The 21,835-nt window shown below is 52.2% G+C and carries 15 protein-coding genes; all 15 read right to left on the minus strand.

Annotated features, from left to right (window positions below):
• Window positions 1-127 precede the first annotated feature (127 nt).
• On the minus strand, window positions 128-1,330 hold the full coding sequence (metK, locus tag HOP44_RS18095; RefSeq protein WP_172255966.1) for a methionine adenosyltransferase: 1,203 nt from the start codon (window positions 1,328-1,330) through the stop codon (window positions 128-130).
• A gap of 190 nt (window positions 1,331-1,520) precedes the next feature.
• Complete coding sequence (locus tag HOP44_RS18100; RefSeq protein WP_172255968.1) at window positions 1,521-4,439, minus strand: S-layer homology domain-containing protein; 2,919 nt, start codon at window positions 4,437-4,439, stop codon at window positions 1,521-1,523.
• 544 nt (window positions 4,440-4,983) lie between these two features.
• The gene (locus HOP44_RS18105; protein WP_172255970.1) at window positions 4,984-5,325 is read right to left on the minus strand and encodes a hypothetical protein; all 342 of its coding nucleotides are present in this window, start codon (window positions 5,323-5,325) and stop codon (window positions 4,984-4,986) included.
• A gap of 187 nt (window positions 5,326-5,512) precedes the next feature.
• Window positions 5,513-9,088 carry an S-layer homology domain-containing protein gene (locus tag HOP44_RS23185; RefSeq protein WP_172255972.1) on the minus strand — a complete coding sequence of 1,192 codons (3,576 nt, stop codon included), beginning with the start codon at window positions 9,086-9,088 and terminating at the stop codon, window positions 5,513-5,515.
• A gap of 217 nt (window positions 9,089-9,305) precedes the next feature.
• Window positions 9,306-10,427, minus strand: a complete 1,122-nt coding sequence (locus tag HOP44_RS18115; RefSeq protein WP_172255974.1) for a glycosyltransferase family 4 protein — start codon at window positions 10,425-10,427, stop codon at window positions 9,306-9,308.
• 101 nt (window positions 10,428-10,528) lie between these two features.
• The gene (locus tag HOP44_RS18120) at window positions 10,529-11,296 is read right to left on the minus strand and encodes a WecB/TagA/CpsF family glycosyltransferase (RefSeq protein WP_172255976.1); all 768 of its coding nucleotides are present in this window, start codon (window positions 11,294-11,296) and stop codon (window positions 10,529-10,531) included.
• Window positions 11,297-11,305: 9 nt separating this feature from the next.
• Window positions 11,306-12,433 (minus strand): polysaccharide pyruvyl transferase CsaB, encoded by a 1,128-nt coding sequence (gene csaB, locus HOP44_RS18125; protein ID WP_172196368.1) that lies wholly within the window; start codon window positions 12,431-12,433, stop codon window positions 11,306-11,308.
• Window positions 12,406-14,463 (minus strand): DUF5693 family protein, encoded by a 2,058-nt coding sequence (locus HOP44_RS18130; protein ID WP_425501895.1) that lies wholly within the window; start codon window positions 14,461-14,463, stop codon window positions 12,406-12,408. The genes csaB and HOP44_RS18130 overlap by 28 nt, the downstream gene beginning before the upstream one ends.
• Window positions 14,464-14,620: 157 nt before the next feature.
• Window positions 14,621-16,333 carry a phospho-sugar mutase gene (locus HOP44_RS18135; protein WP_172255980.1) on the minus strand — a complete coding sequence of 571 codons (1,713 nt, stop codon included), beginning with the start codon at window positions 16,331-16,333 and terminating at the stop codon, window positions 14,621-14,623.
• A gap of 52 nt (window positions 16,334-16,385) precedes the next feature.
• Window positions 16,386-16,817 carry a 3-hydroxyacyl-ACP dehydratase FabZ gene (gene fabZ / locus HOP44_RS18140; protein ID WP_172196402.1) on the minus strand — a complete coding sequence of 144 codons (432 nt, stop codon included), beginning with the start codon at window positions 16,815-16,817 and terminating at the stop codon, window positions 16,386-16,388.
• A gap of 186 nt (window positions 16,818-17,003) precedes the next feature.
• The gene (locus HOP44_RS18145; protein ID WP_343059952.1) at window positions 17,004-17,222 is read right to left on the minus strand and encodes a DNA-directed RNA polymerase subunit beta; all 219 of its coding nucleotides are present in this window, start codon (window positions 17,220-17,222) and stop codon (window positions 17,004-17,006) included.
• A gap of 92 nt (window positions 17,223-17,314) precedes the next feature.
• Entirely contained in the window at window positions 17,315-18,121 is an 807-nt protein-coding gene (locus HOP44_RS18150) for a flagellar hook-basal body protein (protein ID WP_172255982.1), read from the minus strand.
• A gap of 16 nt (window positions 18,122-18,137) precedes the next feature.
• The gene (locus HOP44_RS18155) at window positions 18,138-19,016 is read right to left on the minus strand and encodes a flagellar hook-basal body protein (protein ID WP_172255984.1); all 879 of its coding nucleotides are present in this window, start codon (window positions 19,014-19,016) and stop codon (window positions 18,138-18,140) included.
• 162 nt (window positions 19,017-19,178) lie between these two features.
• Window positions 19,179-20,177 carry a rod shape-determining protein gene (mreB, locus tag HOP44_RS18160; RefSeq protein WP_172255986.1) on the minus strand — a complete coding sequence of 333 codons (999 nt, stop codon included), beginning with the start codon at window positions 20,175-20,177 and terminating at the stop codon, window positions 19,179-19,181.
• Between the two features lie 206 nt (window positions 20,178-20,383).
• The gene (gene murA, locus HOP44_RS18165; protein WP_172255988.1) at window positions 20,384-21,730 is read right to left on the minus strand and encodes a UDP-N-acetylglucosamine 1-carboxyvinyltransferase; all 1,347 of its coding nucleotides are present in this window, start codon (window positions 21,728-21,730) and stop codon (window positions 20,384-20,386) included.
• Window positions 21,731-21,835 lie beyond the last annotated feature (105 nt).

Consider the following 21,835-nt stretch of genomic DNA (forward strand, 5'->3'; position numbering starts at 1 on the left):
TTTTATATCGGAAAGAGGGAATAAAATGATTAGCCGGGTAAGCGGGCAAAAAAGATCCTATGCAAAAAAGACCTCCCTTCGAGGGAGGCCTTAATGAAAGGGCAATCTTTGAAGCTGACGTTTGAATTTATGCGCCAGCCTGGTTCTTCAAGTCTTCCGCCTTGTCCGTGCGTTCCCAGGGAAGATCGACGTCCGTACGGCCGAAGTGACCGTAAGCGGCTGTCTGCTTGTAGATCGGGCGGCGAAGATCCAGCATACGAATAATACCGGTCGGACGCAGATCGAAATTGTCGCGTACAAGCTTCACCAACGTTTCCTCGCTGACTTTGCCTGTTCCGTAGGTGTCTACACTGATTGATACGGGATTGGCTACCCCGATCGCATAAGCGAGTTGAATCTCGCACTTGTCGGCCAGGCCGGCCGCGACCAGATTCTTCGCTACATAGCGGGCGGCATAGGCCGCGGAACGGTCGACTTTCGTCGGATCTTTGCCCGAGAAAGCCCCGCCGCCATGACGCGCATAGCCGCCATAGGTATCGACAATAATCTTTCGGCCGGTCAGGCCGGCATCGCCCTGCGGTCCGCCGATGACGAATCGACCGGTTGGATTGATGAAATACTGCGTGGATTCATCCAGCAGTTCGGCCGGTACAACCGGCGCAATCACATGTTCTTTGATATCCCGCTGAATTTGCTCCAGTGTGATTTCTTCGGCATGCTGCGTGGATACCACGATCGCATCCACACGAACAGGCTTGTCTCCGTCATATTCCACCGTAACCTGCGTTTTGCCGTCCGGGCGCAGGTACTCCAGCGTTCCGTTTTTGCGCACTTCCGCCAAACGGCGGGCAATACGGTGCGAAAGAGCAATCGGAAGCGGCATCAGTTCCGGCGTCTCGTTCGAAGCAAAACCGAACATGAGCCCCTGGTCGCCGGCTCCGATATTTTCCGTCTCAAGCTTCATTTGCTCGGGATCACGTGTTTCCAAAGCCGAGTTAACCCCTTGAGCAATATCCGCCGACTGCTCATTAAGCGACGTCAGCACGGCACAGGTATTATAATCGAATCCGTATTTGGCACGGGTATATCCGATATCTTTGATCGTATTGCGAACGATCGCAGGGATATCGACATACTCCGATTTAGTGCTGATTTCACCGATGACCAGTACCAGACCGGTTGCCACCGCAACCTCGCAAGCGACCCGCGCATTCGGATCATTTACCAAAAATGCGTCCAATACCGCATCGGAAATTTGGTCACAGATCTTATCCGGGTGACCTTCCGTTACGGATTCGGATGTAAACAAACGCCGTCCTTGAAGAGACATAAGCGTGTACCTCCCTAAGTTCCATTTCAAAATTTCCCGTATACAAAAAACGAACCTTTTCCTTAGATCGGGAAAGGTCAATGATTCCATCCTCGCTTGTAATCGTAGCGGATCGGAAGGGAAGTGTCAAATAAAACAAAAAAAGAAGCCCCCTCGTCAGGGGGCTTCTTTCAATGATGATTAGAAATTATTATTGGAAAGCGCGTGTTACGAAAGGTCCTTGAGCTGCTGCAACGTTGCCAGTAGCATCTTTCAGGTACACTGCGTTTGCACGAACCGCTACGGAGAATTGACGTCCAGCTACGTCTGCATCAAGTACGATGTTTACGTAAGCGGAAGCTGTCGCTGTAGCAGGTACTACTGTAGTAGTGTAATCTTGAGGACTTACACGATCTCCAGTAACTGTGTTAAGAACGATCAGGTCTTCAGCAATCAGTCCAGCGTTAGTTGCGGACAGATTTTCCGAGAATGGAAGCTGAATTCCAGCTGCTGTGTAAACCAGGCTCGTTACAGTAGTCGGAACCTTAGGTGCAACAGCATCTGTTGCAGTTACAGGAGTAGCACTAGCTGCAGCTGCAATACCCGAAACTGTTTGGATGCGTGTAGGATCAGCTACGTTAACAGTAACGTTGCTGTTTGTACCCAGGTTAGCTGTAGTCAGAGTTACCGTATTACCGCTAACCGTTACTCCGCTAACTGTTGTTCCTGTTACTGCGAATGCGTTAGTGCTAGCATTTTCGATAGCTTGATTGAATGTTACTTCAATCGTGTTTTCGTTAGTTTGCTTAACGCCAGTGATTGTAGCAGAAGCCGTAATTACGACCGGCAGAGCAGTTCCTGCATTTTCAATCAGGTTGTCGCCAGCATCTTCCAAACCGATCAGGCTGATTTGTGTTACGTAAGTTGTATTTGCAACAACTGGAGTAACTGCGCCTACTTTTGCCGGTTGGTTGTTGATTGTGGAAGGCAGTGTGATTACTACCGACTTGTAATCGTTAGCGATACGGATGTTCGACGTGCTAGGCAGTCTAACTTGTCCGCCACCATTAGCCAATGTCAGCAGGTAGTTGTTAGGATCGGACAGAGTTGTAGGATCCATAGCTTCGTTGAACGAAATAGTGATCGTGCTGTTTGCTGTAGTCGAGTTTACGCCGTAAACATCGCCCGATACCTTAGGTCTAACTGTATCGCCTACGGAGAAGTTAGCTTTGTAAGGCTCGATTGTGTTTTGCAGCAGAGTCGTATCTTTAACGCCGGAGACGTTCAGTGTGTACGAACCGGAAGCAAGGTTGTCGTTCACAAAGTTTACAGTTGCAGTAGTGCCAGCTGCATCCAAGCTCACCAGTTCAACAGGTTGAACCGTACCGCTTGCATTTGTGATTACGAAGCTGCCGTTAGCAGGCAGTTGTACTTTTTTGCTGAATTTAACAGTCAGCGTATCGTCGTTTGTGTTGTTGAACTTAACTTCAGTTACAACAGGACGAGTTTGGTCAACTGTTGCGTTCACTGTGAATTGCTTCACTGTGTTCACGTTGCCCGAGTAGTCGCTTACGCTGTCGATGAACAGTGTAGTTGCGGCTGCTGGAAGGCGATCAGCTTCGTTGAAAGTAATTTCGTATTTGTTGCCCGAAATTTGTTTTACGCTGTTAGCATAGTGGTTAGTCGTACCGGATACCCAGTAGAAGTCAGTTCTTGCTACTGTATTCATATCCACATCTTCATTGAAAGTGATTACTGCTTTTTCCAATGTAGCTTGGATTTCAGTTACTGTAGGACCTTCAGTGTCTACTGCAACTGTGAATTCGTTAGTTCCGCTCAACGATTTCAGGCCAGCATAGTCAGTTACGAGCGAAGAAGTCAGAGTGTGCGTTCCAACTGGGAATGCAGTGTAAGGACGCAGGATAACTTCACGATCGTTACCAGCTTTTGCTACCGAACCTACGAATGCAACACCGTTAACTTGGAAGTTGTTGGAGTTTACAACGTCTACTGGCTCGGAGAAGGTTACTTTAACTGCTTTTGTTCCCAGGCCTTTAACGGCTTGGACAGTAGGCAGAACGTTGTCCAGAGGACGGAACGTCAGGCTAGCTGTAGGCAGTGTAGTCGTACCGGCAGTAACACCAGTAACTGTGACTGTGTAATCGTTTTGGTTGACGAATTTAACTCCGTCTTTCAGTGTCAGGCGAACAACGTTGCTGCCTTCGAGCAGGTCAGCGGACTCAACAGCGTCCGAAGCCAACGAAGTAATCGCGTATTTGCCAGCATCTTCTGCAGTCAATGCGTTAACTTCACCGTTGAACGTTACGTCAACTTCTTTGAGGTTAGTTGCTGCTGCTGCAGTTGCTGCAGTTGCAGTAGTAACTTTCCAAGTTACGCTTTCGCTGTACTCTTTGCCAGCGTAAGTGAATGTTACTGTTGTGGCTACGTTAGGCTTAAGAGCAGTAGCAGGTTTAACTGTTACTTTCTCGCCGTTAACCAGTGTGAACACTACAGTTGCGCCGTTGTCTGTTACTTCATAAGAAGTTACAGCCGGTTTAACTACTGCAGTTTGGTAAGCGTAAGCCGTGTCAACCAGCAGGCCGCGAGTTGCAGCTGCCGAGAAGTTAGCTGTTCCGCTTACGAGGCCAGCGTTGATTGCTGCTTGTACTTCACCTTTAGCCCAAGCCGATGCTGTGTTGTTGATTCCTGTAGTAGGAATTTCCAGCTTAGCTGCGCGTACCAGTGTAGCCGCCATTTCTTGAACGGTTACTTTACCGTTCGGGTTGAACAGTTTTTTAGCTCCAGTTGTTGTACCTTTCATGTAGCCGGCTTTAGTTACGGCTTCCACGTAAGATTTGTACCAAGCGTTCGCATAGTTTTTGTCCTGGTAAGAGTTAGTACCAGTAGCCGTAGTGTCAAGGTTAGTGAGCAGAGCTACGACTTTTGCGAATTCCGCGCGAGTCATGTCTTTGTCCAGGTAAGCTTGGCCGTTAGGGTAACCAGCGAAGATTCCTTGAGTTACCAGTGCGTCATACTTTTCTTGCGTAGTCATTGTTGCTGCGGAGCTGACCGAAGCGAACATCGAGAGAGCCATAGCCGTAGAAAGGGCCAGGGATACAATTTTCTTCATACCTTTGTGTTCTCCTCCTTGGAGTGTAACTGTGTTTTTTTTGTCTGTAGTTGGTTCGCATTCGCTCATGTTACTCATTAGCTGATTGCACCCCCTTTCCAGAGTTGAGCAGGTTTAAGTATAAATGAGGTCTGTGACGGGTATCACAGAAACTTAAAAACGATGGTGTCGGATAAGTAAGCCCAAAACAAAGGATGCCCAATCCCGCTTCCCGTATTATACATTGGTCGCTAACCCTCGTAAAGTCCAATTTCGCACAAGCGCACACAACTTTACGGATTTACGGCCAAAGTTTGGAAAACCAGGAGTTTTAACCGCCTTGTTTTGACACTCAATGACTTAGACGCAATAGGTTACAAAAAAGTTGCGATCTTTTAAAAGTTTTTTTTCGTTTTTTTTGAAGCTGTCTATAAAACGAATAAACGAACTCCATTTCAAGCCTGCCTACTTTTTTACTTAAACCTTCCATCGTCTCTATAAACGCAAAAAGCGCCGAAGCCGGCGCTTTTTACAATTTCTATACCCCATAGAAGATTTCCGGCGTTTATCGGATACGAAGCGCCAGCTGAATGATTCTTGCCCGCATCTGCGGATCGGAGTCGAGCTTCTCGTACATTTCGTCGATCGGCCTTTTGTTGTCTTTGTAAGTTTTGTCATGCTTGATCGTGGAATGGGACCAGGAGATCAATTCGTTCTCCGCTTCGGCCAGCTCGTTGAAGGCATCATGGAATCCGGTCTCCAACACAAGCTTTTCCATGATCTCCTGTTCAACTTCCTGTTCCTTCTGCTCTTCCGCTACGCGAGCTTCCAATACCTTGGAACGCTCTTCGAATTTCGTTTTGGCCTTCATATAATCAATCTGAGCTTTCGACTTAATCGGTTTCATCGTACCCATATTCACCCTCACAGATAGTATTGTTATTCGCTATTTTAACGTAAAACGCTTCAAATTACAAAAACCATTTTGGACAATGTTTCCACGGAAGCCCGCCGGCATGAAAAAGAACGAAGCGCCTCCAAAGTATAGAGACGCTCCGTTCCTTGATTTAGTTGCGTTTATTCCGATTTACGGTTTATAAAGACTTCATCTTGGTCATGACTCGGACGGCAATATCCGCAGCTTCGGCCCGTGTAAACGTAGCTTTCGGGTCGAAGCGGTAAGTTGCCTTCTTTTGTCCTTCTTCCAGTTTATTCGCTTTTCCTTCCATGTACTTGCCTTTGGTTACGGCAAGAACGGCTCCTGCATAACTCGCGTTGATCGTCGTTGCATCCGTGAACGATTTTTCGAGTCCGGCTTTGGCTTTCTTGTTATCTGTAAGTTTAAGATTCATCGCTCTTGCGATCATCATGGTCGCATCTTCGCGGCTGAGCGTATTGTAAGGCATGAATACCCTCGGGCCCGTACCACGGATGATCCCTTTACGTACAGCCGTCTCGATATACCGGTAATCCATGTACTGGTTCGTTACAGGTCCGACATCGTCAAAGGTACGCTTGGTGATGTCTTCATCGTAGTCGAGAGGAATATTGAGCATTTTGACCAGCATCGTTGCAAATTCTCCGCGTGTAATGACTTCGTTGACTCCGAATTCATTGGCGTCTTTTGCTTTCATGACGCCGCGGGACATAATCACTTCTACGGATTCGCGCAGATCGGCTTGGGAGATGACATCGCCGTAGCTGTAGCGCAGACCGAATACCGCGTAGTACCCAAATCCGTCAAATGGAGCTGTAACCGTCTTGGCGGATTTGTTGACAGTCCCCCCCAGGTTGACCCATTCGTTCCCGTTCAATTTCCAGATGCCGAGGTTTCCGGCGGAAGCATTGACCAGTTTCGGATCATACTTGATCGTGATGGTACCCGTTTGTGTCGGTTCCAGCCATTGTTTGGCCGAACGGCTTTCAAAACCGGGAGTCGTGTACGGCTGGTTGCCCGGAATGGTCTTGTAATCGTCGCTGGTCGCAGTCGAGGCGAAATATCCGGCGTCGGTCCAGTACAGACTGGAAGCATAACCGAAGTGCGGCTTCGGCACCATGCGGCTGACCATCGTACCGTTGGATTCCAACAGTTTCAGCTGGCCGTCGCGGTATCCGCCCTGGCCGTCGCTTACATTGACTTGATTGTAGATTTTAAGCGTGCGTCCGTCGAGCGGACTTGCGATTCCGACCAGCAGTTCCTGTTTGTCGAACAAGCTGATTGTCGGGGACTGGCTGCCCGGCATCGGATTGATTTCTCTAAGAAGCGTGCCTTTTGGAAGCGAAATTTGCAGATCGCCCTTGAAGAGCTTGAGCTTTCCGCCCGAAGGCATAACCGTGCTGTATTGTGCGCCCTGCACAATCTCGGAAGAGTAATTGATGTCGAACGAACCGTTTGTCTTGGTCGTTCCGGAAGTTACCGTAAATTTGATTGTGTTTTTGCCCGCTTTCAAGCCTGTCAAACGGCCGCGGAAAATGTCTTTCTCGCCTTTTTCCAAAGCCTGTTTGCCTACCAAGATGCTTGTTGCCCCTTCTGCCTGAATACTGACGTCAATGAAGTTCTGCGTAATGACGCTCTCGTTCGGCAGTTTCGGGGACAAGATCGTATACGGACGAAGTTCGCGCGTTACGGTCAAAGTCTTGGAAGTCGTCGATGTGCCTTTGCGGACATATACCGTTACTTTGAGATCACCTGTTGTCGGAAGGGCCAGGTCTTCAATAATGAAGCCGTTTACGGTTCCCGCTTTGGGGCTGATCTTCAGTTCTCCCGTAGACTGCGACCAGGAAGTTCCTGTTCCGCGGGTCAAACGGGTTTCTTTCTTGTTGCCATCCAAACGGATAATCATCTCGTCCGCCGTATCGGCCGGAGCGATCGAGTATTCCACGTCCATCGACAGTTCGTTGGTGGTGTACTGATCGGCTTCGCCCGGGATGAACAAAGCGTTATCCTGTTTCAGCGCATCGACCGGAAGCGGATGGAAGTTCTCGATTTGGATGCTGTCATTCTCGATAAAGAACAAATTCAACGTAGTCGTGATTTTCTTGCCGTCCGTTGTGCCCGACAGCGTCAGCGTGTTGGACCCCGGCGTCAGAGTCAGCGGGAATTCCTTCGAGTTGAGCGAGAAGGTTCCGTCAGTGGAAGTCACCGTTTTGGTGCGTCCGCTGTAGCCGACGGTGATCGTATTGGTATCGGACGTAAAGTTGATCAGGCGGCCCTGTACGGATTCGATTTCGTCCGCACTCGTAAAGACCTGTTCATTATAAAGGTTCGTTACCTGGATATACGGAGCCGACTGATAGTTGATCGGCACGGAGATCGAGTCGCTGCCGGATTCGAAGGTCAGCGTTTGACGTCCGCTTTTGAGTTTAGAGATTTGATAAATGTTATAGCTGGTGCCGCTTGCATCGGTAAACGGCTTATAGTTACTCGCGGGAATAGCAGTACCGTCGACTTTGATATTTACTGTAGCCGCATTGGCTATATCCACCGCAATCCAGAGCGGGAGTTCCGGTACGGAAACGTATGGCGTTGTTCCCGCATCAAAAGCCACTTTACTGCTGTAGGCACTGACGCTGCTGTCCGTGTTCGTTACTCCGTAAAGTTGGTAAATATTCTTGATGTAGGCATCGTTGGTTCCGCGAACTTTGAAATTCACAGTGGCCCGCTGTCCGTTTACGTTCAGGTCGATCTGATAGGCACCGGAATCCAGCGCCTGCAAACTGTCCGTTGTCTGGAAGCTGTAAATAACCAACGACGTACCTACCGTATCTTTTTTGTTCAATGTGACTGTAGCTTCATTGAAATCCGGATACACTTGAGCTGCGCCGGAAACGATTTTGCTGAATGTGATCTTCCCGCTGATCGGACCGGTCGGCGCTCCTCCGGCCGGCATAGCCAGTACCACTTCACCGGAAATCTGCCCCGCCGGAGCACCGGATACGGTCGTATTCGGTTCGATCGAAGTCGTTCCGATACTCGTGTTGTAAACCTGTGCGTTCCCGTCGTAATAAACCAAGGTACGCGTTTCTGCATAAGAAGAAGTCGTGGACTTTACCTCAAACGTCAGTTTATTCGATCCTTGTGTCAACGTAGGCGTCGCATAGAATGTTCCCGCCCCGCCGCTGAACATCGAGTTGCCGTTCAGCAGAACGTCTATCGCGTTCGGCGCTTCCACCGTAATGGAAGGCGTTTGCGAAGACACGACAAAAGGTACATTTTCCTGCGTATCATCGGCTCCAACTTTTACCGAAGAGAGGTTAGGCGCATCGATGAAAGTAACATAGGCCTGGTTGGAAACTTCCTGGCCGGTTGTCGTCGTCGCTTTAACCGTAATCCGGTTAAGTCCGGATTTCACGCTGACTTGATAAAATTTGAATGTTTTGTTATCTCCTGTATCGGGTTGACGGTCGCCGCCGCTGCTGCTTCCTACAACTTTCTCTCCGACCATGGACTCGATTACATAAGTAATTGTAGAAGTATTTACATCTTGGAAAGTACCGATGATATCCACTTTGCCGTTCGCACTGTTTGTCGGCGCTTTCCGATCGGGGCTAAGGTTCGTTATCTTGAGGCTTCCCCCTGCAGCGGCTGCCGGATAGACCGGAAGCAGCGTGAAGATCAATACGACTGCCATCATTAAGCTCAGCAGAGACTTAATGCCTTGTTTACCCACGTGTACAGCTCCCCTTTTCGACGTACGTTCAGTGAACGCCGTGTTGTTGTTGCCATTCTCCAATGGATCTCCCTCATTTCCTGTTACTATGCGTCATTATATTTTTTATCGGCCAGGTCGACGCGATATGTTATAAAAACCCCTTAATTTATGAATTAAAAAAGCCTCACTCCATCGATTGAACGATGAAGTAAGGCTTTTTCGCTTAAACATTCGCTTAAGGTTCCGTGCGGTCTTCCGGTTTGACCCGCAGCCGGGAAAGGAACTGCAGAACGGGCCGCTTGGTCTGTCCGACCAGCCCGATGACCTCCGCGCCGATCTGCATAAAGAACATCATCACGCAGATGACGACGAAAGTCACCCAGTTTGCCTCGAACATGGCCGAAGCCGATTGAATGACGGCCAGGACTCCGAAAAATGCCGCGATTCCATAGATAATCAGCACCGTCTGGCGATGGCTGAATCCGAGTTCGCGCAGGCAGTGATGGAGGTGGCCTTTGTCCGGCGCAAAAATCGGCTTCTTCTGAAGCTTGCGGCGCACAATTGCGAAGAAGGTATCCGACAGCGGCACGCCGATAATGATTAGCGGCGTGATGAAGGACAATACGGCGATCTGTTTAAAACCGAGCAGCGAAAGCATGGCCAGACTGAATCCCAGGAATAAGGAGCCCGTATCGCCCATGAAGATCTTGGCCGGATGGAAATTGAAGAACAGAAATCCGATAATCCCGCCGAGCAGCAGCAGACAGAGCAGAGCAACGAGCAGATTGCCGTTGATCAGTGCCATCACCAGGATCGTACCGATCGCGATACCGGATACACCCGCTGCCAAGCCGTCCAGACCGTCAATCAGGTTGACCGCATTCGTCACGCCGACAATCCAGAAGATGGTCAGCGGAATGGCGATCCAATTTTCAAGCGAAGAATAAGCATCCATAAAAGGGATATTCACGAAATTGACTTTGATATCGAATCCGAATACGACGACAGAAGCCGCGGCGATCTGAATAAGAAATTTGAGTTTGGCGTTCAAATCGAAACGATCGTCCAGGGCGCCGGTCAGTACGATGATCGCACCGCCCGCAAGGAAGGCTTTGATGAAGTTCCCGTCTCGCTGCGACAATTCGAACGGTAGAAAAGGCATGACGGCCAGCAGCGCGATGACAAAAGCGAGAAAAATCCCGAGTCCGCCAAGTCTTGGCATGATGCGCGTATGCACTTTACGGGCGTTCGGTACGTCTACGGCTCCCACCTTAATGGCGAAGCGTTTGACCAACGGCGTCAGACCGAGAGCCAATCCGAGCGCAAGTACGAAACCGAGAATATAGACGATGAACATAATTGTCTCAAACCTCCAATGTGTTTCAACCGGGAATCATTATACCGCGCCCCGCGGCCGAATACCAGCACGAATATACGGATTCATCCGTAGTTCCCTGCTTATTTGACGCTTTTTTTCATTTTTTTGATTTTTTGCATGAACCGCGGCAGTGCCATCATGCGCGGCAGACGCGAAGGTTCCTTGGCCAAACGATAGAACCATTCCAGTCTCATCTTCTGCATGAAGACCGGAGCGCGTTTCGTTTTGCCGGAAATGACATCGAAACTTCCACCTACTCCCATGATGACCGCAGCTCCAAGTTCATGCTTGTGGCGGGCAATCCAGGGTTCCTGCGTCTTGGCGTCCCTTGCGACAAACAGCAGATCGGGATTGGCTTGGCGAATATTCCCGATGACTTCGGCATTCTCCGATTCTCCGAAGTAACCGTTGCGGACGCCCACGATTCGAACTTTCGGATATTGTTTCTGTAACCGGCTGGCCGCTTCCTGAACCACTTCTTCCGCCGCGCCAAGCAAATAAGCGGTCCATCCCAACTGCTCGCCTCGCTTCATCAGTTCGTGCAGCAGATCGAAGCCGGCGACGCGTTCGGCGACCGGATCCCCGAGTTCTTCCGCCGCCCAGACTACCCCCGCACCGTCCGGTACGATCAGTTCGGCTTCACGCATGGCCCGCATATTCTCTTCACTTTCGAGTGCGGCCATAATCATGATAGGGTTTGCGGTAATGACCTGATGCGGTTTGCCGGAAGCCACGGCGCGTTCGAGAACCTCTACGGTTCCCGCCATATCCAACTTCGACACATTCACTCCAAGGATTCGGGTAACCGGCACCTGTCCGATTCCATCCTCACGCTGGGTTTGACTCATAGGTTTCGCTCATCCTTTTTGTGCAAAATATTCGGCGATCGCCCGCGCGGGACGAGCCGCTTCCGCCTGCAGCGCGGCAATCAGCGGCTCCCGGTCCATTTTCCAGCTCTCGGCCTCATCCAGCAGATGGGCCAATTCTTCGGACAACCGTTCGGGACGAACTTCTTCGCTCGTACCGATCGCTTTAACCTTCAGACGGCTCAAGAAATTATCGATTTTCGGATCGTACGAGATACCTGCCAGCGGCACACGCTGCGATGCGGCATAAATCAGGCTGTGCAGACGCATTCCGACAAGCGCCGAACAGCGGCCGACTTCGAGCAGCATCGCCTGCGGATCTTCCGTCTGGCGCGTTGTAATCTTGGAGCCGAGCGAAGCGACGTCGCCCATACGCTCAATCACGTAGTTGGAAGCCGCTTCATCATCCGGCAGATGGAAAGGCAGGAAACAAAAATGGACATTCCGGCTCTCTGCCAATTTGCGAAGGCCTTCGGCGATTCCCGAAAGCTCGGCGCGGTCCGAATTCCAAAACCGGACCGAGACCCCGATCTTCGGCAGATCTCCCGGTTTTTCGGCGGGGAATTTCGAAACGGCGCCTGTCGGAAGCGGCAGTCCCATGACCGGATCCGGAACCACTTCGATGCGTTTGCCGTCCATTCGCATGGATTGCAGCAGCTGCGCCGACTCCTGATCGCGAACCGAGATATAATGGCTGCGTTTGAAAGCACCGTGAATCAGGGGATAAAAAAGCTTGCGGCTGACCGGGCCTACCCCCTGCGCATAGATGAAGACCGGTTTGCCGATCCATTGAGCCAATCGGATAATGCCGACGTAATAAGGAATTGTTTTCGAGCTGGTCGCATCCTGCAGTAGGCTTCCGCCGCCGCTGATCAACCCGTCGCTTTCCCGAATGGCCTGGCGTACTTCCTTCATGCTCATCCGGTGTACCGCTTTGACGCCGTATATGCCCGAAGTCCAGGAAGGGTCCCCGGACAGGACAATCGGTTCAAACGCGATACCGCTTCTTTTTCCTTCTTGCTCCAAAGCGGTCAGAATCGACTTGAGTACCGCTTCATCCCCACTGTTGCGGAATCCGTAGTAGCCCGAGATTACAATTTTGCGAGCAGCGGCGACCATTTCTTCCAACACCTTTCGATGATTTGCCATACGAGCACAAAGGCAAGAGCGACAATAATGCCGAGTCCCATGCCGAGCAGGTCGCGGACCAACGAGATCCAGACCGGCGTATGAATATGTGCGAACGTATCAACCATGGAGAGCTGGCCGATAGACGCAATAATCATAATGTAGATCGCATGACGATATTTCAGAGCGATAAATACTCCGGCAATAAAGATCGGATGTCCCATCAGGAACTCTTTGAAGCGCGGCCGAACACCTACCGTATTTTCAAGCAGGGTACGGAACGTTTTCTCAAGTCCGCTGGCGCTGCCGCTGTTGCCTGTGCGGGACAGATAGTACCAGCCGGCAACGGCCGCGACCAGAGCGATGGCTACCATAGCGAACGTAATCGGCATGCGCATAATCTTGCCGACGCTTCCGAAAGCCGAGTTTTTACGATAGAAGAACACATACAGAGCCGTCAGCGCGATCGGTGCCAAGTGCAGCAGACTGACTCCCCGGAACTGATCGAGTACCAACTGATAGGTGACGTGGTTCAAGAGCGCGATAATAAAAGGAACTGCGATCAAAGCCATGGCACTTGTACGAAGGAACAGCAGGATGCTGTGCGTCAATCGTCTGCCCACGCTAAAGTTCCGTCCGTTCTCATGGAGACGGTCGATTTTGCGTATCGCGAACACCATCGCGATCGTCGGAGCGCTGATGGCCGCAAACAAAGCCAGGGCTTGTTCCATGATATGCGGACGGAGCACATACAGCCCAACGGCTCCGATCAATCCCGCTACAAAAGAAAGCAGCGTAAGCGGAGGAACAAAAATCGATACGAGCAGCGCAATCAGGGCAACTGCACCGAGGATGGAGATCCAGCGGAAATAGTTCTGTCCGGCCATTTCGGCCACTTCGAACGAAGACGCCGTTCCCATCTCGAAACCGTAATTCTGAATACGCTGGATCGCGCCTTCCGGTCCTTCCAGACTTTCGACGATATTCTCGAGCGTGTCGGTAATCCGGCCTTCGACACTATTCGTCTGTACCGCCGTATGGATGAACATCATACGAATATTCCGGTCTTTCGCCGCAAGTGCGAAACGATCGGAGAGAATTTCCGGATCCAGGGCCGAGTCTCGTCCGCTGAGCGAATACAGACGGGCCACATTATAATTGGTTTCCTTGGCCAGCGTCTCGAAACCGCGCTGTGCGCCCCGCAGATTCTCGATCGCGGCAATGCCGATTCCGCGTTCGTTGAGAAGTTCCGCAAAATGATCCAGATGCCGCTCATCCGGTTCTTCCGCATATCCCGGCACTTCTTCGCCTTCGAACAAGATGCGGTCAACGCCCATCGCTTTGAAGCGATCCAGCAGAGACGCAAGCGCCTCCTCGTTGTAAACCGAGCTGTTACCCAGACGCGGAAGCAGTTGGAATCCGGCCGCTTCGATCTGCTTCATGGAGATTGGATCCGGCTCCATCGGTTTCAATACGGCATTTTGCAGCGGAGTCGCAATCTTCAGACCGTTTCGATCGTTAAACGTCCAATCTTCGACCGCGATTTCCTGGCTGTCAAAAGCGCTGCGAATGATCGGTTCGATCTGCTGCTGGGATTCCGCATCCGTAAACAGCAAGTATGTAGCATTTTCGTTGGCCGTCAGTATCTTGCCGGTCAGACGGGCCATATCCTGCTCGCTGTATACGGTGATTCTGCGAGCGTTGGACAGTTCGGTCAGGGTTGCTTCGTAGACCGCCATGGTATGAATCCCGGCATCTTTCAATACGTTAAGCTGCTCTTTGATAAATGCGTTGGGATTTCCTTGATAAGACGAAAGTTGAATCAGATCCCGGTAATCGAAAACCATTTCCACATTTTTGGACGTTCCTTCTGTCCGGATCCGATCATAAGCCACCGGGAGAGATGCGACGATCCCCAAAATCACCAGAATCCATAATCCTTTTACTGCAGCCTTATTCCACTGCCGCCATTTCTGACTCAAGTTCGATATACCTCCTTGCCGGGCGTTAAATCCCGGCATTGTTCAAGTTGATAAGTCAGACGCCTCCTGCCGAAACGCGCCGCTTCGGCGCGCTTCGGCAAGAGGCATCGTCGGGACTTCCGGAAATCCGGCCGCTTCCCTACAAATTCCGGAGTGCGGCCGGGCTGATATCAACTGCCAAACAGAATCATAGAGTTTAGGCGTCTACTCGGCTTGTCACTGCCGTAACAAGGCGCTGTACCGATTCTTCCGCGCCCGCCAGCGAATCGCCGCGTACCGCGAAGTAGACTTTGATCTTCGGTTCGGTTCCCGAAGGCCGCAGGACAAACCAAGAATCGTCTTCCAGGATATACTTCAGCACGTTCTCCGACGGCAGGCCGTCGATACCCTGCGCATAATCAAGAGTCTGTACGACCTTGACGCCGGCGACTTCCGTCGGCGGATTCTCGCGCCAGTCGGACATGATCGATTGAATCTTGGCCAGACCGTCTTTGCCTTTCATCGTGCGCGATTCCAGACGTTCGATAAACGTCCCGAACTGCGCATACAGGCTTTCAAGCACATCGTACAGCGTTTTGCCCTGCGTTTTGTAATAGGCCGCCGCTTCCGCAATCAGCATCGATGCCAGCACGGCGTCTTTGTCGCGGGCATAACTGCCGGCCAGATAACCGTAGCTTTCCTCGTAACCGAACAGGAAAGTGTGCTCGCCCGTTTGTTCGAACTGGGTCATTTTTTCTCCGATATACTTGAACCCGGTCAGGGTATTCAGCACTTCCGCTCCATAATGACGGGCAATCGCCGCACCCATCTCGCTGGTTACGATCGTCTTGATTACCGCTCCGTTCTTGGGCAGCGTACCCGCTTCCTGCATACGTCCCAACACATAATCGACCATGATCGCCCCGGATTGGTTGCCGCTCAGGACGACATACTGTCCTTCTTTGTTGCGTACGACAGCGCCCATCCGGTCGCAGTCGGGATCAGTGCCGATCAAAATATCGGCATTCAGCTCTTCGCCGAGCTTCATGGCGAGCGTAAAGGCTTCACGTTCTTCCGGATTCGGCGATTTGACCGTCGGGAAATCCCCGTCCGGCTGCTCCTGCTCCGGCACAACCGCCACATTCTTGAACCCGATTTTCTCCAATACCTGGCGCACCGGCAGGTTGCCAGTACCGTGCAGCGGCGTAAAGACGATCTGAAGATCGTCTCCCTGGCCTGCGGCCAACTGCTCGCGGCTCAAGGACAGACCGGCTACGGTCCCGATAAAGGCTTCGTCTTCCGCATCGCCGAGCCAGACCAGAAGTCCCTGCGCTTCCGCTTCTTCGCGGGTGATCCGTTTGATTGCGGAAAACGACTGCACGCCCTGTACGAGACTGATCACACGTTCCGCTTCGTCGGGAATCAGCTGTCCGCCTTCATGATTGTAGACTTTGTAGCCGTTGTATTCCGGCGGGTTGTGGCTCGCCGTAACCATGATGCCGCCATCGGCCTGCAGATGACGCACCGAAAACGACAGCTGCGGCGTTGTGCGAAGAGAAGGATAAAGCTTGGCTACGATTCCGTTAGCCGCTAAGACAAGAGCCGCTTCCAGAGAAAATTCAGGTGAAAAGTGGCGTGAATCGTGCGCAATGACAACAGACGGTTGCCCGTCTTTGCCCTGCGCCGTTTCGAGTATGTACTCCGCCAGACCCTGGGTCGCTTTGCCGACCGTGTACCGGTTCATGCGATTGCTTCCCGCGCCAATTACGCCGCGAAGTCCGCCCGTTCCGAATTCGAGCTCCCGGTAGAAACGATCTTCCAGCTCATCCGGCTGCGATTCCAGCGCGCGCAGCTCCTGCTTGGTTTGTTCGTCGATGCTTGGGTCTTCCAGCCATTGGCTGACTACCGCCGCGGTTTTTTCGTTTAACATATTTCTTGTACCTCCCTGTCCGGATTGTTGGGGTGAAGAGGCAGCCGTACGATTATTCGCGGTCCGCGAGCGCAAACATCATGTCGCCTTCGGCTACTACTTTCCCGTCCACTTTCGCCACGGCGTGTCCTTTTCCGATCATTCCTTTGAAGCGGGTCATTTCGACCTCAAGCCGCAGCGTGTCGCCGGGCTTGACCTGGCCGCGGAAACGGAACCCGTCGATGCCGGCAAAAAAACCGAGCTTGCCGCGGTTTTCTTCCACGATCATCATCGCGACGCTTCCGACCTGGGCGAGAGCCTCCACTATTAATACCCCCGGCATGACCGGATAACCCGGAAAATGCCCGGCAAAGAAAGGTTCGTTCACGGTTACGTTTTTAATGCCGACCGCACTTTTGCCCGGTTCGACCTCCAGAATCCGATCCACCAACAAGAACGGCGGGCGGTGCGGAATAATTTCTTGAATCTGCTGCGAATCCAAAATCACATGCAAAACTCCCTTCGGCAATTTCCCCCATCATTATACAGTTTCCAGCAGCAAAAAGAAATCGCGGAAAACCGCAGCACAAAAAGAGCCGTCCGGTCGCAAAGACCCGAAGAACGGCTCGGATTCGCGTTTGGATACGGCTCTTTCTTCCATCAATCCCGATCAAGGGCGAAAATCATAAGGCTAGGGAGCGAAAACGAGGTCGAACACATGTCTCCACGTTTCGGGCCGAAGCGCTTCTTGCCATTCCTGTTTTCCCATATAGACATAACCGAACACCATACCTCCGGCCAGACACAACACGAAAAAAAGCAGAAAAAGAGTAAACCGAAGCATCCGTCTGCCAAACGTTCTTTTGCGGCGTACGGGAACTTCGCTTTGCTCATCCATCACCTTTTCCACTTCGACTCCTCCTTGCCGCAAAGTCCGAAGCCCCGGAATCAATCCGGAGCTTCGGACTCTTTCATAATGAAGCTTATTGACTTGGAATTCCGTTATTGACGGATCCCGTTGGCGAGTGTCGCCATCGTATCGCTGGATGTGAGGGCTTTGGCAGCCAATTGATACGCTCTTTGAACCTGCAGCAGATCGGTCATCTGCGCGGTTAAATCGACGTTCGACTGTTCCACATAACCCTGTCTGACCTGAGCGGTCACTCCCGTATTCGTCAGCACTTCCGCTTCGTTTGCGCCTTCCGCCAGAACGAAGACGTTGCCGTCGGTCTGTACGAGACCTTCCGAACGGTCTACCCGTGCCACGGAAATCCGGCCGGCCGGTGTACTCGTACCATTGGGATTCAGAGCGCGTACCGTACCGTCGCCGTCAACCTGCAGTTTGGAATTGGCAGGAATCCGGATCGGCTGGCCGTTAGTGCCCATAACCGGGTGTCCCTGATTGGTCATCAGGTAGACGTTCCGGGCATCGTCGCCGAGCGAAGCCAATTGGAATCCGCCTTCGCGGGTCCAGGCTTTCTCTCCATTGACTTGAACTTCGAAAACCCCGTTGCCTTCAATCGCAATATCCGACAAACTGCCGGTTTCTTTGAGCGGTCCTTGGGTCAGGTCGATCGTCACTTCGCTCATCCGGGCACCGAAACCGAGGTTAAAACCGGCATCCGTACGGCGGCCGTCCAGTTGGAAGTCTTTGCCCTGGTTCTGTACGCGGGTCAGCGTGTCTTGAAAGCTGCCTTGTTTGGCTTTGTAGCCGACCGTGTCGACGTTGGCGATATTGTCCGAAATCAGGTCGAGCTTGCGCTGGAGGCCGTTCATTGTCACCGCAGCGCTGATCATCGAGTTATTCATGAATGTGCCTCCTTAGTTATACTCTTCCGACTTCGTTAACCGCTTTTTCCAAGCTCTTATCGTAGAACTGCACAACCTTCTGGTTGGCTTCGTAAGCCCGGAGTGCCGCTGTCATGTCGACCATCGACTGCGCCGCGTCCACCGTTGAACGCTCCAGATGCCCTTGCTTCACATCGATTTGATCGGCGTCCGTCGCTGCGCGAAGCGAAGCCGCTCCCTGCGTTTTCTCCGTGAACAGCCCTTCGCCGTCGCGGGTCAGTCCGTTCGCCTGTTCCGCAACCGTGATGCCGACCCGTCCGGATGCCGCGCCTGTCGCTTTGTTGAAGATCGTTCCGTTCTCTCTCACCCAGTAGTCGTCCATCGAACCGGTCAGCACGATTGGCTGTCCGTCCTGTCCGAGTACGTTACGATTCATCGAAGTCACCAAACGCCCGTCCGAAGACAAATGCAGATCACCGTCGCGTGTATAGCTTACGCCGCCCTGCGGGTTTTCTACGTTAAAGAAAGCCTGAGGCTTGTAAATGATATCGCCGTTTGCCTGAATCGCTTTGCCTGAAGCATCAAACACCACGTTTCCGCCCTGCGGATTCACGACCTGCATATCGGAAACGAGCGCCAAATCGTCCGAAGACAGAGTCTCCGTCACGTCGCCCTGAACCATCATCGAAATGCTCTCTTCGGCAAACACACCGGTATTCAGCTTGCCGACCTGACGGTTATCGCGGCCTTCATCACCGTTTTGCAGAGCGACCATTACCTCCGGGAAAGAACGTGCCGTGCTCTCCACCTGTTTGTAGCCTGTGGTGTTCAGGTTGGCAATGTTCTGTGTAACCGTATCGTGTCTGCGCTGCTGCGTCATCATACCTGCGGTAGCCGTATATAATCCTCTAAGCATTCGATGTGTTCCCCTTTCCGATATCGCGGATGCGGTTTGACTTCTGGAGGTGCAATAGTCAGGCTGTCATCGTCCGTGTCCATGCGGCTGGGGCTCCGTAAAAAAAGCCCCCGGCCTTGTTGTATTATATATCGGCAGATCCGGGAAATAGTTAAGCGAATTTCAAAACTTTTTTTTGGCTCTTTGATCGAGGTGGTCGAGCATCTTCTGCGTACCTTTGACCACGCAGTGCATCGGATCTTCCGCGGTCCAGACCGGCACTCTCAACTCGTGTGCGAGCAGATCGTCCAGGCCGTGCAGCAGGGCCCCTCCGCCTGTCAGAACGACGCCGCGGTCGATAATGTCGGCGGACAATTCCGGAGGCGTGCGTTCCAGTACCGATTTGGCGGCACTGACGATCAGCGCAACCGATTCGTCCAGCGCTTCCTTGACCTCGGCCGAAGTCACCGATACGGTGCGAGGAAGACCGCTGACCATATCGCGTCCGCGGATATCCACTTCCGCCTGACGGCCGTCCGGATGTACGGAAGCGATATTGATCTTGAGATCCTCCGCCGTCCGTTCGCCGATCAACAGCTTATATTTATTTTTAATGTAACGGATAATCGATTCGTCGAAAGTGTCGCCTGCCACTTTGATCGAGGAAGATGTCACGATGTCCCCCATCGACAGCACGGCCACATCCGTCGTTCCGCCGCCGATATCGACGACCATATTGCCGCTTGGCTGATAAATATCCATGCCTGCGCCGATTGCCGCCGCTTTGGGTTCTTCTTCCAGGTAAACGTCTTTCGCTCCGGTACGCTGGGCCGCTTCACGGATCGCTTTTTGTTCGACGGAAGTAATATTGGTCGGCGCGCAGATCAAAATCCGCGGATTGCTGTACCAGCTTCGTCCGCCTACTTTATTGATAAAGTAACGCAGCATCGCTTCCGTAATATCAAAGTCCGCGATGACGCCGTCGCGCAGCGGACGCACCACTTCGATATTGCCGGGCGTACGTCCGACCATGCGGCGTGCTTCTTCGCCGACAGCCAGAACGCGTTTCGATTCTCTCTCCACGGCCACAACCGACGGCTCGTCGATCACGACTCCCTTGCCCTTCACGTAAATCAGCACGTTCGCCGTGCCCAGATCGATCCCGATATCCTTGCTCAACATGTCTTTTCGCGGCCTCCAGCATCCTTGTTATTCGGCTTTTTTTACTGCGCGCTTCCGTCGGCGCCCTAGAAACTACCAGCTTTTAACATACCATATTTATAGGTCCTACATCAACGGGCATTCCGCGGAAATCGGGGCTAAAAAAGCAAAAAATCCAAGTTCAAGAGAACTTGGATTTGCAAAGCGAAAGGAATGAACGGGAAAGGTTAAGCCCAGGTCGGTTGAACGGTGAAAGCCGGCGACTCGCTGCGTACAGCCGTTTCCGGTACCGCTGCCGCTTCCTTGGAGGCTTCCGGCATCGAAACGCGCCAGATATCCGCTCCAAGACCTACCAGCTTTTCGGTCAGATTGACGTAGCCGCGGTCGATGTGATGCGTACCGCCAACTTCCGTCGTACCTTCCGCCACTAGACCGGCACAGATCAAAGCTGCACCCGCACGAAGATCCGTCGCCGTTACTTTGGCGCCGACAAACTTCGTTTCGCCGCTGACGAACGAAGAACGTCCTTCGACTTTGATCTCGGCGTTCATCAAACGGAACTGGTCGACGTGCATGAAGCGGTTTTCAAATACCGTTTCGGTCACGACGCTTGTTCCGGTTGCGCTGAGCAGCAGAGCCATCATCTGCGACTGCATGTCGGTCGGGAAGCCCGGGTACGGAAGTGTCTTGATATCGACAGCCCGAAGCGGCTTGTCGGCAATCACGCGGATTCCGTTCTCGTCCGGCAGGACCGTAACGCCCATTTCTTCCATTTTGGCTACGACAGGTCCCAGATGGTCGGCAATAGCGCCTTCCACATAGACGTTGCCGCCCGTAATCGCAGCCGCTACCATGTAGGTACCCGCTTCGATCCGGTCCGGAATAACGGTGTGCGGAGCGCCGATAAGCTTCTCGACGCCTTCGATACGGATCGTGCCCGTACCTGCGCCGCGAACCACTGCACCCATAGCGTTCAGATAGTTGGCCAAGTCGACGATTTCCGGCTCTTTCGCCGCATTCTCGATCGTCGTTGTGCCTTCAGCCATTGTAGCTGCCATCATAATGTTTTCTGTCGCGCCTACACTGGCTACGTCGAGATAAATCTTCGCGCCGCGGAGTCTGCCGTCGCTTTTGGCCTCGACATATCCTTCGCCCAATGTAACGGTCGCTCCCATCGCTTCGAATCCTTTGAGATGCAGATCGATCGGACGTGTTCCGATCGCGCAGCCGCCCGGCATCGAGATTCGCGTAGAACCCAGACGCGCAAGCAAAGGCCCCATTACGAGGAAGGAGGCGCGCATCTTGCTTACCCACTCGTAAGGCGCTTCGCATGAAGTCAGATTCCGTGCATCTACGCGGATGACTTCATCCTGGTATGTAATGCCCGCTCCTAACGATTCCAAAACTTTGTTAATGGTCATAACGTCGTCAAGAGGAGGCGCATCAGAGATGACGCTAACTCCTTCTTGTCCCAATAGACTGGCAGCGATGATAGGAAGCACCGAATTTTTGGCACCGCTAACTTTGACGGTTCCGGTCAATCGTTTGCCGCCGCGGACGATAAATTTGCTCATCTACGTATTCCCTCCGCGCGTTTAATTTGCGTTTAATTGTTTGTGTTTGTGGTATTGTGCACATGCCGGTTTAGAAAAACCGGTACATCTTTTGATTAATGGGGC

Source organism: Saccharibacillus deserti (assembly GCF_013618475.1).
GTDB lineage: Bacteria > Bacillota > Bacilli > Paenibacillales > Paenibacillaceae > Saccharibacillus > Saccharibacillus deserti.

Bases quoted from the DNA above. Each gene is read 5' to 3' on its own strand.
- HOP44_RS18135 (WP_172255980.1), bottom strand. From the start codon at position 16,333: ATGTTAAACGAAAAAACCGCGGCGGTAGTCAGCCAATGGCTGGAAGAC.
- HOP44_RS18155 (WP_172255984.1), bottom strand. From the start codon at position 19,016: ATGCTTAGAGGATTATATACGGCTACCGCAGGTATGATGACGCAGCAG.
- csaB (WP_172196368.1), bottom strand. From the start codon at position 12,433: ATGGTCGCCGCTGCTCGCAAAATTGTAATCTCGGGCTACTACGGATTC.
- HOP44_RS18100 (WP_172255968.1), bottom strand. From the start codon at position 4,439: ATGAAGAAAATTGTATCCCTGGCCCTTTCTACGGCTATGGCTCTCTCG.
- HOP44_RS18115 (WP_172255974.1), bottom strand. From the start codon at position 10,427: ATGTTCATCGTCTATATTCTCGGTTTCGTACTTGCGCTCGGATTGGCT.
- HOP44_RS18130 (WP_425501895.1), bottom strand. From the start codon at position 14,463: ATGCCGGGATTTAACGCCCGGCAAGGAGGTATATCGAACTTGAGTCAG.
- HOP44_RS18150 (WP_172255982.1), bottom strand. From the start codon at position 18,121: ATGAATAACTCGATGATCAGCGCTGCGGTGACAATGAACGGCCTCCAG.
- mreB (WP_172255986.1), bottom strand. From the start codon at position 20,177: ATGTTGAGCAAGGATATCGGGATCGATCTGGGCACGGCGAACGTGCTG.
- HOP44_RS18105 (WP_172255970.1), bottom strand. From the start codon at position 5,325: ATGAAACCGATTAAGTCGAAAGCTCAGATTGATTATATGAAGGCCAAA.
- metK (WP_172255966.1), bottom strand. From the start codon at position 1,330: ATGTCTCTTCAAGGACGGCGTTTGTTTACATCCGAATCCGTAACGGAA.
- murA (WP_172255988.1), bottom strand. From the start codon at position 21,730: ATGAGCAAATTTATCGTCCGCGGCGGCAAACGATTGACCGGAACCGTC.
- HOP44_RS18120 (WP_172255976.1), bottom strand. From the start codon at position 11,296: ATGAGTCAAACCCAGCGTGAGGATGGAATCGGACAGGTGCCGGTTACC.